12 protein-coding genes are annotated in these 17606 nt (G+C 31.2%); 10 read left to right on the forward strand and 2 right to left on the reverse strand.

Translation table 11 applies throughout. The features are described from left to right. The first annotated feature begins 39 nt into the window (after positions 1 to 39). The 10 genes from J4T76_RS07045 (at position 40) to J4T76_RS07090 (ending at position 14958) form a co-directional block, all read left to right on the forward strand. Positions 40 to 222: a hypothetical protein gene (locus J4T76_RS07045; protein ID WP_267339979.1), complete on the forward strand. Its 183-nt coding sequence runs from the start codon at positions 40 to 42 to the stop codon at positions 220 to 222. Between the two features lie 339 nt (positions 223 to 561). Next, positions 562 to 819, forward strand: coding sequence for a hypothetical protein (locus J4T76_RS07050; protein WP_267339978.1), 258 nt, complete (start codon positions 562 to 564; stop codon positions 817 to 819). Positions 820 to 823: 4 nt separating this feature from the next. Then, a complete protein-coding gene (gene uriT, locus J4T76_RS07055; RefSeq protein ID WP_267345406.1) occupies positions 824 to 2212 on the forward strand; it encodes a uridine transporter UriT in 1389 nt (462 codons plus the stop codon). Positions 2213 to 3303: 1091 nt separating this feature from the next. Next, positions 3304 to 4626 (forward strand): chromosome partition protein MukF, encoded by a 1323-nt coding sequence (mukF, locus tag J4T76_RS07060; protein ID WP_267345404.1) that lies wholly within the window; start codon positions 3304 to 3306, stop codon positions 4624 to 4626. Between the two features lie 43 nt (positions 4627 to 4669). Further along, complete coding sequence (gene mukE / locus J4T76_RS07065) at positions 4670 to 5392, forward strand: chromosome partition protein MukE (RefSeq protein WP_416380343.1); 723 nt, start codon at positions 4670 to 4672, stop codon at positions 5390 to 5392. Between the two features lie 2 nt (positions 5393 to 5394). Then, a complete protein-coding gene (mukB, locus tag J4T76_RS07070) occupies positions 5395 to 9813 on the forward strand; it encodes a chromosome partition protein MukB (protein WP_267354573.1) in 4419 nt (1472 codons plus the stop codon). 393 nt (positions 9814 to 10206) lie between these two features. After that, positions 10207 to 10428 (forward strand): hypothetical protein, encoded by a 222-nt coding sequence (locus J4T76_RS07075; protein ID WP_267339971.1) that lies wholly within the window; start codon positions 10207 to 10209, stop codon positions 10426 to 10428. A gap of 559 nt (positions 10429 to 10987) precedes the next feature. After that, the gene (locus tag J4T76_RS07080; protein ID WP_267339969.1) at positions 10988 to 11209 is read left to right on the forward strand and encodes a hypothetical protein; all 222 of its coding nucleotides are present in this window, start codon (positions 10988 to 10990) and stop codon (positions 11207 to 11209) included. 352 nt (positions 11210 to 11561) lie between these two features. Then, positions 11562 to 12854 carry an HlyD family secretion protein gene (locus J4T76_RS07085; protein ID WP_267339968.1) on the forward strand — a complete coding sequence of 431 codons (1293 nt, stop codon included), beginning with the start codon at positions 11562 to 11564 and terminating at the stop codon, positions 12852 to 12854. Next, positions 12847 to 14958 (forward strand): peptidase domain-containing ABC transporter, encoded by a 2112-nt coding sequence (locus J4T76_RS07090; RefSeq protein ID WP_267345400.1) that lies wholly within the window; start codon positions 12847 to 12849, stop codon positions 14956 to 14958. The genes J4T76_RS07085 and J4T76_RS07090 overlap by 8 nt, the downstream gene beginning before the upstream one ends. A gap of 786 nt (positions 14959 to 15744) precedes the next feature. On the opposite strand, the gene J4T76_RS07095 is transcribed toward J4T76_RS07090, so the two are convergent. Together J4T76_RS07095 and J4T76_RS07100 are read right to left on the reverse strand one after the other, a co-directional pair. Next, complete coding sequence (locus J4T76_RS07095) at positions 15745 to 15903, reverse strand: hypothetical protein (protein ID WP_267339966.1); 159 nt, start codon at positions 15901 to 15903, stop codon at positions 15745 to 15747. 936 nt (positions 15904 to 16839) lie between these two features. Further along, on the reverse strand, positions 16840 to 17328 hold the full coding sequence (locus tag J4T76_RS07100; RefSeq protein ID WP_267339965.1) for a hypothetical protein: 489 nt from the start codon (positions 17326 to 17328) through the stop codon (positions 16840 to 16842). Positions 17329 to 17606: the final 278 nt, after the last annotated feature.

Here is a 17606-nt window from a genome sequence, read left to right on the forward strand (position 1 = left end):
TCTTAGGTCAATTTAACAATTACTGATAAAGAAATTGTAATGTTAGAACCTTATTTAGAAAAATCTGATATTTTATTAGTTCAACTTGAAAATATTATTAATGCTGTTTTTCATACAATGAAATTACCTAAATATGTAAGAGTAAAAGTTGTATTTGACCCTGCTTCATACTCTTTAAATATCATCCAATTATTATCCCAAATAACACCGAGGCAAATTTAATGCGGCTAATTTAGATACTGCAAAACTTGCAACTCGAAAAATATATTTAATAGGTATTCAAACCGTTATTGTTATTTTTAGTAGTAAAAATTTACTGATTTTGATGGGATAGATCCTTAATACATTAACTCTTTTTAGCCATAACTTTAGATACAATAGGTACAAAAGATATTTTTAATGATGTGTTTTATAAATTACAGGAAAAAGATGAATCACTTTACCAATAAGCGATTTATGCTTCTTTGTCAATAGACAATTAAGAAGCATAAAAAAATGCCATTTCATCAGAGTATATTTTACAAAATGACTAACAAATCAATTTTCTATAGGAAATGATTTATGACAAATCAACCAAAAAAAATTATTTTAGATTATGATCTCTGTCATCATGATACTTTCGCGATTTTATTGGCACAGGGTGATCCTGATATTGAATTAGCAGCTATTAAACCCTTAGTGAAAAAAGTCGACATAGCACAAGATATTTATAATGATTCAAATTTGGATAGACGAGTACAATCAAAAACCAGTATACAGTTAAACCCAATACATACAATTAATTTATATATTGATTCTTTAAACGCACCAATGAGGTAAATGCATGATAGATCAAAGTAAGGAAAAGAAAAATATTATAACATTAATGGTTGCGTTACTTGCAGCTTGTACTGCATTTCAACTTAATGCAAGCATGTTAAGTCCAGTATTAGTAACCATAGCTAACGAGCTAGGGACCAATGATGCGGCCGTAGGTTTATCGCAAACCTCTTTTTTTACAGCTGCAGCGTTATTTTCTCTATTTTTGCCACGCTTGAGTGATATAAAAGGCCGTAAGAAAGTATTAACCTTTATGTTGCTTATTATGACATTTGGTACAATACTAGCAGCACTAGCACCTAATATAGAAGTATTGTATGCAGCACGAATTATACAAGGTGTATCAGGTCCTGTTGTACCACTTTGTTTATTGATGCTTAGTTATGAAGTAAAAGATGCCAAACAATATGGAATGTTAATGGGAATTATTACAGCAGTAAATGGTGGTATTGCTGGTGTTGATGCAATTGCGGGTGGTTTACTTGCTACATATTTTGGTTTCCGTTCAGTTTTTTGGGTTATTGCGGTCGTTGCTGCTATTTCTACCTATTTTGTCTATCGTTTTTCTCCAGAATCAAAACCATCAGCGGGAACTAAAATGGATTGGATAGGTGTTCTGTTCATTGTAATGACGATTGCAGCTTTACTGTTAGCACTTAATGAGGCCGGCAATATTGGTAGTGCCAATTGGCTTTATGTCATTGGACTCACACTGATTGCTATTGTTTGTTTTATGTTATTTTGGTGCACAGAAAAACGCAATAAACAACCATTGGTAACAATTGAACATTTAAAAAGAAGGTCAACTTGGGCTTTACTCTTAACGACAACATTAACCATGACAGGTATTTTTGCAATAGTTAATGGTTTAGTTATGTCAATAGCACAAAATCATGAATTAGGTTTCGGACTTGATCCTGATTGGGCATCACTCATTTTTCTTACACCATATGCATTAATTGGTTGGCTTGTGGGTCCGTTCTCAGGTCGTTTAGCGCCAACGATGGGATATAATAATGTATTAAAATTAGGTTTATTGGGTTGTATCATTAGTATTTTAGTAATTATGTTCTATGGTGTTTACTCGTTAACAATTTTATCCATTTGCGTTATAGCACTTGGAATTTTTTATGCAGGAATGGCTAATATTATCTTAAATGGATTAGGTATTGTTTTATCGCCATCAGAAAATCCAGGATTTTTACCTGGTATGAATGCAGGTGCCTTTAATTTAGGCGCAGGATTAAGTTTTGCATTGTTACCCGCTATACAAATGGTAAATGCTAATACTATCAAAGGTTATTTTAATGGTATGTTATTGGGATTGATCATTACTATTTTAGCTTTACTTTGCAGCTTTTTAATTCCTCGACCTATTAATGCAGAGTTATAAAAAGTATAAATTTTTAATGAATCCTAGATAATATTATCTAGGATTTTTAGCTTTGAGTGTAATAAATATATTGTTTCTGTCATTGGCTTACTACTATTTATGATTTGATGTTTTTCGAAAATCTATGTTCTACGATTTGGGTATTAAAGTAAAAACTAATATTATGAAGAATTTGTCTTCAGTAACTAACTTGCTATTTTTAATAGTAAACTAATTTCAATACAAATAACATTAAAGCCTTTTTAGGAACAATAATATCAACTTTTGGTTATTATCAGTTTTTTTAAAGATTAATTTAAATTATTTCCCAATTTAATCATTTCAGAAACTTTTAAGAAAGGTTTACCATCTTCATAAGTAATAATAGAAACTGTTTTACCATATATTAATTTTGTCAGACCAGTTTTAGGTAGGATTTGTAATGGAATATCTCCAATTATTTCAAAATTAGTTAAAATAATAAATAATTTACGCTATATTTTATGACATAATTACCTGAAGTAATGTCTGGAACTTGATTTATAGGTAAATTAACATATTTTCTTCAGTGTTTTTTGTCCAACATCTGTAATTAAAATCCATCCTCATCACTGATTTTTTTCCAATAGTTCAATAGTAATAGAGTTACTGCGGGTTTTTTATAAAGTATTATGTAATCTAATCAATTGGATAGACATAAATATGCTTTTATTCAACCGATTGCAATTGAGATACCACAAGTAGGGGAGAATGTTAGAGTTCTAAAAGAAGTGGCAAAATTTGATAACATCAAAAGCAACATTTTACGCATATGTTAACCTAATTTTTAAAAAATAATGAATTTTCTTTTATGTTTGGTATTGTCACGTTGAGTATAGGTGCCAGTTAAGATAAATTTGACGAATGCAATATAAAATCTAAAATGAGGCTATATAAATGTTCATTTACTGTTATTCAATCATCTAATCGTAAATCTTAAGCTTGGTTATTTTTAACTAGTACAAATTGTTATATAATCGATAATATTTGTCTTTTTAATCTCTATATTGTATTTATTAAACTTTTTTAAGGTATTTTTATATAAAACGATACGTTAATCTAAGGAAACCTCTATGTTGGATTTTTCCCAAACAGTACCTGAACTGGTCTCTTGGGCAAAAAAGAATGATTTTTCAATTACTTTACCTGTTGAAAGGTTAGCTTTTTTATTGGCTATTGCTGTATTAAATAGTGAGCGTTTTGATGGTGAAATGACTGAATCGGAATTAATTGATGCTTTTCGGCATGTTTCACAGATTTTCGAACAAAGTGAAGATACCATCACTGTACGAGCCAATAATGCCATTAATGATTTAGTGCGTCAGCATCTAATTACACGTTTTACAAGTGAAATGACTGATGGCTATTCAATTTATCGTTTAACTCCCCTTGGAATTGGGATTTCTGATTATTATATTCGACAGCGGGAATTTTCTTCACTGCGTTTATCCATCCAATTATCCATTGTGGCACAAGAATTGAAACGTGCTGCCGATGCAGCTGTCGAAGGGGGGGATGATTTACATTGGCATAGAAATGTCTTTGCTCCTTTAAAATATTCGGTTGCTGAAATTTTTGATAGCATTGATATAACGCAACGTGTTATGGATGAGCAGCAAGTTGATGTAAAACGAAATATTTCTGCATTATTAAGCCAAGATTGGCAAGCTGCAATTAGTAGCTGTGAGGGATTGTTAACGGAGACATCACAAACACTTCGTGAGTTGCAAGACACTTTAGCTGCTGCAGGCGATAAACTACAAGCCAGTTTGTTATTAATTCAAGACGCAACACTGGATCATCCTGAACTTGATAAAATTAACAATGTAGTATTAGATTTACAAAGTAAATTAGATCGAATTATAGGTTGGGGGCAAAAAGCGATAGATCTTTGGATAGGTTATGATAGACATGTTCATAAATTTATCCGAACAGCGATCGATTTAGATAAAAACCGTGTATTTTCACAACGGTTACGAAAATCAATTCAGAATTATTTTGATATGCCATGGTCTCTTACATTCGCAAATGCTGATCGTTTACTCGATATGCGTGATGAAGAACTCGCACTACACGAAGCAGAAGTGACAGGTGAATTACCTTCAGAACTTGAATTTGAAATGATAGAAGAGATTCAAGAACATATTATTATGCATATCGAACAAAATTTGTTGATTTTTAAACAAGAAAATAAACCACTTGATATTGGTATAGCAATTTGTAACTATTTGGCACAATTCCCACGCGAACAACATTTTGATATAGCAAGGTTATTTATCGATCAGGCTATTCGACTTGGTATTGCCAAAGATGATTTACTCGGTATACCCAGCGAATGGAAACCTATTAACGATTATGGAGCTAAGGTACAAGCACATGTCATCAACAGATACTAACGATTTAGAAACACAACAAACTGCACATCATCTTGATGAAATTATGGAGCGCATAGCGGCAAATTCACAAGCATCCATTGATAAATATATGCCAGTTAAATTGGCGCAAGCAATTGCAAATCCGATTTTCCCTGAGCTTGATAGTACTTTGCGTTCAGGGCGTCATATTGGCATTGATGAGCTTGATAATCATGCATTTTTAATGGATTTTCAATTAGAACTTGAACAATTTTACCAACGTTATAATGTTGAATTAGTCAGGGCGCCAGAAGGATTTTTTTATCTTCGTCCTCGTTCAACGTCGTTAATTTCTCGCTCGGTATTATCTGAGTTAGAAATGTTAGTTGGCAAAGTACTTTGTTATCTTTATTTAAGTCCTGAACGATTAGCGCATGAAGGGATCTTTACGTTGCAAGAGTTGTTTGATGAACTGATTTCATTAGCAGATGAAAGTAAATTGCTCAAATTAGTTAATCAGCGTTCTACTGGTTCTGATTTAGATCGTCAAAAATTATTTGATAAAGTCAAAACAGCTTTAAATCGATTACGTAGACTTGGTATGATTTTCTTTATTGTTGGCAATGACAGTAGCCGTTTTCGCATTAATGAATCAATTTTTCGTTTTGGCGCTGAAGTCCGTAGTAGTGATGATATGCAAGAAGCTCAATTGCGTTTAATCCGTGATGGTGAAGCAATCAATATAGAATCGTCACTTATTTTAGATGATAATAATGAAGACCAAGATGTTAATGAGGAGATAGAATAATTATGATCGGACATGGTAAATTTCACTCATTGACACTGATTAACTGGAATGGTTTTTTTGCTCGAACTTTTGATCTGGATAAATTAGTTACTACACTTTCTGGGGGAAATGGCGCGGGTAAATCAACCACAATGGCAGCATTTGTTACTGCTTTAATTCCTGATTTAACTTTATTACATTTCAGAAACACGACCGAAGCAGGGGCAACATCAGGTTCACGAGATAAAGGCTTACACGGAAAATTGAAACCTGGCGTTTGTTACTCAATACTTGATGTAATTAATTCTCGTAATCAACGTATAATTTGTGGAGTACGTTTACAGCAAGTAGCTGGTCGTGATAAAAAAGTCGATATTAAACCTTTCCTAATACAAGGTTTATTTGTTGGCATTTCCCCAACAGAATTAGTTACTGAGAGATTAATTGATAAACAAGCACGAATCCTTTCATTACCTGAATTAAAAGAAAAAATTGAAGAAATGGAAGGCGTAATTTTTAAACAATTTAACTCAATTACTGATTATCATTCGGTAATGTTTGATGTCGGTGTATTACCAAAGCGTCTGCGCACATCTTCTGATCGTAGTAAATACTATCGCCTAATTGAAGCTTCACTTTATGGTGGTATTTCAAGCGCTATTACTCGTTCACTTCGTGATTATTTATTGCCCGAAAATAGTGGCGTACGTAAAGCTTTCCAAGATATGGAGGCTGCACTACGTGAAAATCGAATGACATTAGAAGCCATTAGAGTGACGCAATCAGATCGGGATTTATTCAAACATCTGATTACCGAATCAACTAATTATGTAGCAGCTGATTATATGCGTCATGCTAATGAACGTCGTGTACATATTGAATCAGTGCTAGGTCTACGCCAAGATATGTTTAAAACGCAAGCGCTACTTATAAGTAATCAATTCCGCCAAATTGAAATGGCGAAAGAGTTGAAAGAATATCAAGAAGCACAAAGCGATTTGGAAACCGATTTACAAGCAGCTAATGATCATCTTAATCTAGCACAAACGGCATTACGCCAACAAGAAAAGATTGATCGCTATCAAGCAGATTTAGACGATTTAAATGTCAAGCTTGAGGAGCAAAGTGAAGTTGTTGTTGAAGCTAACGAACAATATCAAGTTTACCGTGATCAATTTGAACACACAGAACGAGAAGTTGATGAAATCAAAACACAACTGGCTGATTATCAGCAAGCGCTTGATGTCCAACAAACCCGTGCTATTCAATATCAACAAGCATTGCAAACCCTTAAAAATGCGCAGTCTTTATGCCAATTACCTAAACTAGACCTTAATAATATTGAAAATCATTTTGAAGAGTTTGACGAAAAACAGAAAGTAATAACAGAGAAAGTATTAGAACTTGAACAAAGGCTCAGTGTTTCTAATGCGGCAATCAGTCAATTTGATAGAGCTTATCAACTTGTTGTCAAATTAATTGGCGATGTGGTGCGTAGTGATGCATTTATTGTTGCCAAAGAAGCATTAAGGAAGTGGCCATCACAATGTTATCAAGCTGATCAAGCTGAACATTTACAATTACACTTAGATGAATTAGAACAACGTTTTTTTGAGCAAAAAGAAGCAGAATCATTATTAACTCAATTTTGTAAACGTATTGGTCGTCAAGTTAATTATGAAGATCTTGAAGAGTTAAAACAAGAGATTGAAGTACAATTAGACGAAAGTGCTCAGTTAGCCAATGAATCTAGCGAAAAACGTATTGAATGTAGGCAAGAACTAGAACAGATTCAAGCTAAAATTTCTGATTATCGACAAAAAGCACCTTTATGGCTAAAAGCACAAGATGCTTTAATTTCATTGCAAGAACAATCTGGTCAAACATTTGCCCATAGCCAAGCGATTACACAATATATGCAGCAGTTACTTGAACAAGAGCGAGTACTTGTTACTGAACGTGATCAAATCAATTTTAGACGTAATCAGCTTGATAGACAAATTGAACAACTCAATCAACCAAGTGGGGTTGATGATGGACGATTATCAGCATTAGCAGAACGATTTAATGGCGTATTGCTATCTGAAATTTATGAAGATGTTACTATTGATGATGCTCCATATTTTTCGGCGGTATATGGTCCATCTAGGCAAGCTATTGTGGTACCCGATTTATCTTTAGTAAAAGCACAACTTGAAACTCTTACTGCAAGTGAAGAAGATTATCCTGAAGATATCTATTTTATTGAAGGTGATCCGTCATCATTTGATGATAACGTGTTTGATTGTGAAGAGATGAATAAAGCGGTATTGGTTAAAACAGGCGATCGTCAATGGCGTTTTTCTAGTTTTCCTAAAGTACCATTATTTGGCCGAGCTGCACGTGAGGTTTATCTTGAAAAATTATCTGTTGAACGAGAACAACTGTATGAACGTTATGCAACAGCCTCATTTGATCTACAAAAATTACAGAGAATTGAGCAAAATGTTGGGAAATTTATCGGTCAATATTTAGCGGTAGCTTTTGATATTGATCCTGAAGCTGAAGCGCAAAAATTAGTCGCAAGGAGTGTGGAAGTTGAACGATTGCTGTCGTCTCAAGAAACTATTGATAAACAAAATCAGCAACAAGTATCTAGCTATAAGGAACAGTTAAGTACTGTTAATCGACTTGTTGCACAGATACATTTATTGGCTGATGATGATCTAGCAGATCGTATTGATGACTTACGTGAACAAGTGGTAGAAGCACAAGAGGCAGTACAATATGTCAATCGCAATCGTAACACTGTTTCAGAACTGGAACCAATTGTTGCTGTTTTACAGAGCGATCCTGAACAAAATGAAGCTTTACATAAACAATACAACATCATAAAAGAACAACAACAGATTATTCGCCAACAAGTATTTGCATTAACCGAAGTGATACAGCGTCGAGTTCATTTTAGTTATGAAGATTCCGCTGATATGTTAGGTGAAAATACTGATTTAAATGAAAAACTGCGTTCTCGATTGGAAGTGGTTGAAGCACAAAGAGCTAAATCCCGTAGTCAAATGCAGCACTATCAAGACAAGTATAATCAATATAACCAAACGTTTGCTTCATTAAAAAGTGCTTTTGAAACTAAGCAGGATATGCTTAATGAACTACTTAAAGAGATAAAACAAATTGGTGTAAAAGCTGATACGATTACCGAGGAACGTGCTAAAATTCGCCGTAATGAAATCCATCAAAAACTTAATGATAATCGTCTGGAATGTCTTTCTCTTGAAAAACAATTGATTATGTGTGAAGGCGAAATGACTCAAATGCAAAAACGTTTGAACCAAATATCGCGAGAATATAAGCAATTACGGGAACAAGTGGTGCAAGCTAAAGCTGGGTGGCGTTTAGTATTACGATTAGTTAAAGACAATAGTGTTGAGCGTCGATTACATCGCCGGGAACTTGCTTATTTAAGTGCCGATGAGCTTCGTTCTATGTCGGATAAGGCGTTGGGTTCCTTACGTTTAGCTGTAAATGATAATGAACATCTACGAGATGTATTAAGGCTATCTGAAGATCCAAAACGGCCTGAACGAAAGGTTCAATTCTATATTGCGGTTTATAAACATCTGCGTGAACGAATTCGCCAAGATATCGTGAAAACTGATGATCCAATTGAAGCCATTGAACAAATGGAAATCGAATTATCTCGCTTAACTGAAGAACTCACCTCGCGTGAACAGCAATTAGCAATAAGCTCCAAAAGTGTAGCCAATATTATACGTAAAACTATACAACGTGAGCAAAATCGTATTCGTATGTTAAATCAAGGTTTACAAGCAGTGGCATTTGGTCAAGTTAATGGTGTACGTTTGAACGTAAGTATACGTGAGGCTCATTCTGCTTTATTATCAGCCTTGGCTGATGAACAAGATGAATATCAAGACTTGTTTAGTAACAATCGAATCACTTTCTCAGAAGCGTTAGCTAAACTATATCATCGCTTAAACCCTCATATTGATATGGGGCAACGAAGTTCACAAAATATCGGTGAAGAATTACTTGACTATCGAAACTATCTAGAGATGGATGTTGAAGTTAATCGTGGTGCTGATGGTTGGTTACGTGCCGAAAGTGGCGCTTTATCGACTGGTGAAGCGATTGGTACTGGTATGTCGATTCTATTGATGGTGATTCAAAGCTGGGAAGAAGAATCTAAACGACTGCGTAATAAAGATATTTTACCATGTCGATTATTATTTTTAGATGAAGCTGCTCGTCTTGATACTAAATCAATTGCAACGCTTTTTGAACTATGTGAGCGATTAGAAATGCAGCTTATTATTGCTGCACCCGAAAATATTAGCCCAGAAAAAGGAACTACTTATAAATTAGTTCGTAAAGTTATTAATAACCAAGAACATGTTCATGTTGTTGGATTAAAAGGCTTTGCTTAATAATATTGCTGGTGATTACCACCAGCAATATCTTATTTTTTAAGAAATTTGATTGCTTATGATGTATACTAACGAATAAAATATTTTGATGTTATCACTTAATTTTAAATTTATATAATTACTCCATCATGAATGATTCTATTTCGCTCTAAAAATATAATTTTTCTCTATACAAAGGTTAAGTTTTAGTAAAAAAATTATTAATATTTTTAAAACACTTATGCTTAATTTAAAGTCTTTTTTTTTCATGTGAAAATTAAATGTAATCATAATTGACTTGATCAAAATTTTATTTTCTGTTTAAATATTTATGGGTTTAAACAGTACTATGTATTAATGGTATTTTTTAGACTCTAATTTGAAAATAACTATTGTGGAAAAAAGGAACACATTATGAAAGAATTAAATTTAGTAGAAGTTGAACAAGTTTCAGGTGCTGGCTTTATAGCTGATGCAGCGGGTGCCTTAGGTGCTGGTATTGGTGCTGTAGTGGATGCAGCTCATGGTGACGAAAGTAATGCTGGACAAAATTCAGGTAGATTACTAGGTCAAGGGATTGGTAGAGTTGTTGAAGCTGTTATCGGTATAAATTGCCCATCAGCATGCCGTCCATAATTAATGTTTTGAACGAGAAGCGATCATTCGCTTCTCGTTTTGTATAAAAAATCATCCAGGGAATTAAAACATATATCTTAAGCTAAAATCAATATTTTATATAATTAATAAGTTAAATGATTTGATTTATATATGTGTTTTACTGGATATAAATTATCAAGGAAGATGATGATTAAAATTTTCTCATTATTACCTCATTTAATATCATTAAACTTGAAAGGGAAATATGTACATTATGTACATGAAGTTTTTTTTCTGTTTACCTTCCTACTACTATCAATAAAAAAATCAATAAATAATAACCTTATTTTGCTTACTTAATATAATTTTTTTGCCTATAAAAAGTTAAGTTTAAATTAAAAATAATCATTAATTTTAAAATACTTATATTAAATCTAACATTCATTTATTTCATGTGAAAAATATATGTAATAATAATTGACTTGATAAGAATTTTATTTTCTGATTAAATAATCACGAATTTCATTGGTACCATTTAGAAATTGGTATTTTTGGATTTTAATTTGAAAATAATTATTATGGAGAAAAGGAACATATTATGAAAGAATTAAATTTAATGGAAGTTGAACAAGTTTCTGGTGCTGGCTATATTGCTGATGCAGCAGGTTCTTTAGGAGCTGGTATTGGTGCTGTAATTGATGCAATAAATAATGATTTAACTCAATCTTCTCAAAATGCCGGTCAAATACTAGGTGAAAATATTGGTAAAATTGTTGAAACTCATTTAGGTCTACATTACCCAGCGCGTGTTCCTTTATAATTGATATTATTTAATATCGTCAAACGAGAAGCGATTATCCGCTTCTCGTTTTATTTTAAAAAATCAATTAGTTATATGAAATTATGCATTTTAAACTAAAATTCAGTATTTCTATTTTAGAATAATAAGGGATTGTTCAATGAAAAAATAAAATTAGATAAGATATTAATTAATAATTTATTTTATGTGATTGGTCATCTATCATTAAACAGATTTGATCATTTAAGTAATTATGTTTAGTAATAAACTTATTAGTATATTTTTAAACATGATTTCTTTATTGAAAATTAAAATTCATATTATTGAATAAATAATAATAAATAAATATAAGTATAAGTAGGTAAAACATTTTATGGAAAATAATCGATTGTTTCGGCAAGAAGCTATTAATTACCAGAAAGCAAAATGGATGGGAAAAGCGTTATTAATAAAAGGATATTCTGCATGGTTTGTTTTTTTATTATCGATTATTTTTGTTATCGTTTTAGTTCTTGCTATCATATTCGGTACTTATACTAGACGAATTAATGTGCCAGGTGAAATAACTACACAACCAAGAGCAATTACTTTGTTTTCAACACAGCAAGGTTTTATTATTAACTCTCATGTGAAAGTTGGCGATAAAGTTAAAAAAGGCGATCCAATTTATGAATTAGATGTCAGCCAAACGACACAGTTAGGTAATGTCACTCAAAAAACAATTGAATCAATCAATAATCAAATCAAAAATATATCTGAAATTATTGAAACTCTAAAGGAAAATAAACAGATCACTTCAAATGCATTGAAACAACAAATAGATGAATATAATCGATTCCATCAAGATTCATTATTGCTTGTCAAAAATGCAGAAAAAGGGATGAGTGAAATGTATGAAAGCATGCAAAACTATGCTGATTACCAAAAAAAAGGACTAATTAATAATGAACAATTCAATAATCAAAGATACTTATATTATCAACAACAAAATTCTTATCAATTTTTACAAAATCAAATAATACAAGAAAATTTAAGTATTATACAACTTAATAGTGAATTAGTTACAAAGATAGCTGATTTTGATAACAAAATATCTGAATATCAATTTCAGTTGAATGCTCTACAACGTCAATTAACAGAAGTAAATGCTAAAGGAACATTAGTTATAAGTGCTCCTAGTGATGGACGTATTGAATCACTTAGTGTAACAGACGGTCAGATGGTAAAAACAGATGATAGCCTAGCACAACTTATTCCTGCTAATACTGATATTTACTATTTAGTTCTTTGGGCTCCTAATGAAAGTGTTCCTTATATTTCAGTTAATGATAAAATTAATATTCGTTATGAAGCTTATCCTTATCAAAAATTTGGACAGTTCTCAGGTAAAATTATATCAATATCCAAGGTGCCTGCCTCAAGCCAAGAAATGTCAACTTACAGTAGTTCTCCATTATCTCAAAACAATATTAGTTATCAAGCTTATTACAAAGTAATGGTTTCTCTTGATAAAAAACAAATGGCCAAATTTAATAATAAAATTAAATTAACAAATGGAATGAAAGCTGACATCACTCTCTTTTTAGAAAAAAGACCTATTTATCAATGGATGCTATCTCCTTTTTATGATGTTCAAAAAAGTATTACAGGACCAGTCAATGAATAAAAATCAGTTTCAGCATATACTTCAAAGTTTACATTTTGGTTGGAAAAGAAAAATACCACAAATTTTACAGACAGAAGCTGCTGAATGTGGTCTTGCATGTTTAACTATGATTTGTCGTTATTATGGTATGAACGTAGATTTATTTAGTTTAAGAAATCAAATTGGCGTTTCATCTCATGGCGTCACTCTTGCCACCTTAATTAATATGTCAGCCTCTGTACATTTAAGAAGTCGTCCACTTTCTTTAGATTTAAATGAAATAAAACAGTTAAAAACCCCTTGTATTTTACATTGGGACCTCAATCATTTTGTTGTATTAGTGGCAGTTAAAAGAAGTAAATTTATATTACATGATCCCGCATTTGGTCGCCGTGAAGTAGGTCTTAATGAAATGTCAAAACATTTTAGTGGAATAGCACTTGAATTATGGCCTGATAAAGAGTTTGAACCTCGCACAGAACGCAGTCAACTTAGTTTGATTAAAATGCTTTTCCAAATTGATGGTTTAAAAGGATTTTTAGTTAAAATTTTATCATTATCTCTTATTATTGAATCCATTAATTTATTGCTGCCCGTTGGAACTCAATTGGTAATGGACCATGTAATTATGGCACAAGATCACAGTTTACTTGGATTAATCTGTATGGGATTACTGTTTTTTATATTATTCAGAACATTTATTGCCATGTTACGTTCTTGGTCATCATTAATTATGGGATCTTTAGTAGATATTCAATGGAAAGCTGGACTTTTTGATCATTTAATGAAATTACCATTAGCCTATTTTGAAAAAAGGAAACTTGGTGATATTCAGTCTCGTTTCACATCCTTAGAAATAATTTGTACAACACTAACTAATAATATCGTAAAAAGTATTATTAATATTTTGATGTCAATTGGTGTTTTTATCATGATGTTTCTGTATGGTGGATGGTTGGTTTGGATTGTCTGTGGTTTTACTCTCATCTACATAATATTACGTGTAGCTACCTATCAACGTTATCGACAAGCATCAGAAGAAAAAATTGTGAAAGAGGCTAAAGCTAATTCCCATTTTATGGAAAGTTTATATGGTATTGATACTTTAAAATCACTGAAACTTACTGACTCAAGAGCTCAATATTGGCTCAATATGAATATTGATACATCCAACGCAAATATTCGTCTTACTAAATTAGAAATGATATTTAGTGGTGTTAACACATTGATTATGATGATTGAGCAAACTTCAATATTGTGGATCGGCGCTGCACTTGTTATGGATGATAAAATGACGCTAGGTATGTTTATCGCGTTTACAGCATATAGAGCTCAATTTTCAGAACAAACAGCAAATTTGATAAATATGGTATTAGATTTGAAAATGCTGAATTTACATACTGAACGATTAACCGATATTGTATTAACTGATACTGAAAATGATATCGAATCAAAGCACTCTTTCCCTAAAGATATCCCTGTTGAATTTGAACTGAACAACATAGCGTATCAATACGATAATCTTTCTAAACCTATTTTTACTAATATAAACATGAAAGTTAAAGCGGGTGAAAGTGTTGCAATTATTGGTCCTTCAGGTTCAGGAAAAACCACATTGATGAAAGTTATGAATGGATTGCTTACACCTACTCATGGTGAAGTTCTTATAAATGGAATTGATATTTATAAATTTGGTGTTAATAATTATAGAGATATTATCGGTAGTGTATTACAAAATGATAAACTTTTTGCAGGATCTATATCGGATAATATTTCAAGTTTTGATAATGAAAAAAATTATGAATGGCTTATTGAATGTGCAAAATATTGTAATATTCATAACGAAATTATGAGTATGCCAATGGGATATGAAACGTTAGTAAGTGAGTTAGGAAATAGCTTATCTGGCGGTCAAAAACAACGATTACTAATTGCAAGAGCATTGTATCGTAAGCCTTGTTTATTATTTCTTGACGAAGCGACAAGTCATTTAGATGAAGATAATGAAACTACAATTAATAAGGCGATATCTTCATTAAAAATTACGCGTATTATTATTGCTCATCGAAAATCAACAATTGAGAGTGCTGATCGTGTTGTTAATATTGGTGAAGTAAATTATTAAAAAATAATAAGGGGCGAAAGCTATCACATTTAAATATGTAATAAAAGTTTTTGAAATTAAAGCAACAGTCAGAGAGGACAAAATACTTCAACTTATTAGCAATAAAATGTGATTTATCATTTCAGCAGGCAAGGGTTTTAAAGTTAGAAATGAACATTGCTATTATTTTGCTTAGTTAGTAAATTTTCTGCAATGGCAATATTCTTAATACTTTCACTTCACGATTTGCTGAAAATGGTATATTAAATTTTACTGTTTAAAACTTACTTTAGTTAATTTATTTTGAATATAGAAATACAATAATTAAAAAAATAGTTATTTATTTTTTTGTTTCAGCTATGTTTAGAATACTAAATTTATATAATACAATGATTATATTAATAAAAATAAATGGATAGTCATAGAGACAACTAAAACTTTCAGGTATAGGATGTAATCGTTGATCTGTTGCTATTGAGAACTTGCTGTTGTTGGATTAAGAAGCATTGCATAAAGAAATTTATACTGTGTATATTAAAAAGTTTCACCACAAATTGCCGGAAAAATTTTTTATCATCTCAGTCTGTTAGAAGATATTATAATTTATAATCAATTAGGAGAGCAACTAGTGAATATTATTCATGAATATTCAATACGGCATGAAATGCTTCTTGTGGGATATCAATACAGCCAAACTTACGTTGCGTTATTTTATTTTTTGTTTTTTTTGTTTCTTGATGCAGATCCTTAATAACCACGTCCTATTACACTTTTGCGTAATAGTGGAATATCTCCCTTTATAATGAGTTAACTTTCAAATACCGATTTTACTGGCATTGCATAGAATTTACGAGGTATAACATGTTTCATTTGCTGAACAATTGGCTTATTGCGTTCAAAGATTCTATCTCGTGGCAAAATAAATGAAAAAGCATCGACAATTTCATCATTCAACCAAATATCCATTTTAACTAAATCTGTTACAATATAACTTCGGTCTTAGTAATCTTATGACACATATCAATACGTAATTGATTTTAGTGAATTATAATAATTATAATTAATTCATGAAATTGGCAGTTTAAATATTAATTTGGTCATTTTATTATTCTGATACATCAGATCTACATAAACACACCGTTGTTTCTTCTGACAGAGTCCCATAATCTTACCTACATCTTCTATAGGAATATAATTGTTGTATTAATAAATAGTTCTTCAATACACGTAATCTTTTTCAAAACTCTTCAGTAACATAGGATTGTCTACGATGATAATTTTCACCATTTTTTAACGTTACACGATATTTGCATCAATAACTCAAAATGGTGAACTAAACCAATCATTTAAATATACTGTGACTAAAGTAACCAAAATGTCAGGTTTATCAGTGCAAATGCTGAAATATTATGATTCATTAAGGTTATTTCTATTTCTGTAACTCGCTCAAAATGTAAAGCGTTTTTCTGATGCAGATTTGCAATAGGTAAAATTAACTGAATGTTTTTGTAATGCGAATATATCAATTAACGATATACAACATTATGTTAAGTTTTGCTTACAAGGAGATGAAACATTGGATGAACATCTTACTATCATCAATCAACCAGAAAATAAATTAATCAATACGATAATATAACTAAATGAGCAATTAGCATTATTGAGATTTAAGAAAGGTTATTACAAAAAAGTAATAACCTAATGTAATAAATTAGATGTTATTGATAAAATTTATAAGTGAAAAGTGGTGAAATATATCTTTTAATAGCTGATTAAAATAAATAATCTTTAGTTAGCCAAAATGATGTAAACCAATATAATTAATACAAAATCACTTAGATCATCAATTATTGTCTGAATCATATTAACTTATTTATCTTATTCGAGTGCCATTAATCAATTTTAAAAATTACTTAAGTCAGATTGCCAAAGAATATAAGGGTCATAGTCATCATCGCCATTTGGTAAAGCTCCAGTTTTAGGAGGATGCATAAAATGAGTAGTCACTAATTGATTGTTATCAAGGTAGTCTATCTTCCATTCTAACAAATCTTTCTTATTTTCTGGTTTATCAAAGTTAAAAGTAATGTTGGAAAGTGAATTGTGATAAAGGAATTGTCGCCAACATTCATCAGAATCTTTAATACAAAATTCAACACTCAGAGGTTGATATTTTTTGCCATCTTTAAATAATACAGGTATTGCTTTTTGCTCTTGGGTATCGACAAAAAATGATAAAAAAACATTATCAGCAAGTTGAGCCTTATATTCTGTGTATTGGTTATTATTTTGTGACCTAGGCTGTTTTTGAAAACTGTTTTGGTTTTCATTAGCATAACTATGACTGCAAAATAAGCTACTTAAAAATAATATTGATATTAATTTTTTCATAATATATTCCATTGATGAGTTTAATGATTATTTTGAAAATAAGAGAGTAAAGACTAATAGAAAAACTATTAAACAATTTTTTATAGCATAGCCGAAAAGAGCAGTGATATATACTTTTTTATATTTTTCTTTCGTATTTTTTTATGGTTATTGATTATATAGTCATATTTAGCCTATTGTAATGCTATTAACTTCGTATACTTTACACAAAATAATAAACCTATATAAATAGTTACATCAATTTCCTTCTAAACATAAGTATACACTTTAGGTATTCA

Source organism: Gilliamella sp. B3022 (assembly GCF_028751545.1).
In the GTDB taxonomy this organism is placed as follows: domain Bacteria; phylum Pseudomonadota; class Gammaproteobacteria; order Enterobacterales; family Orbaceae; genus Gilliamella.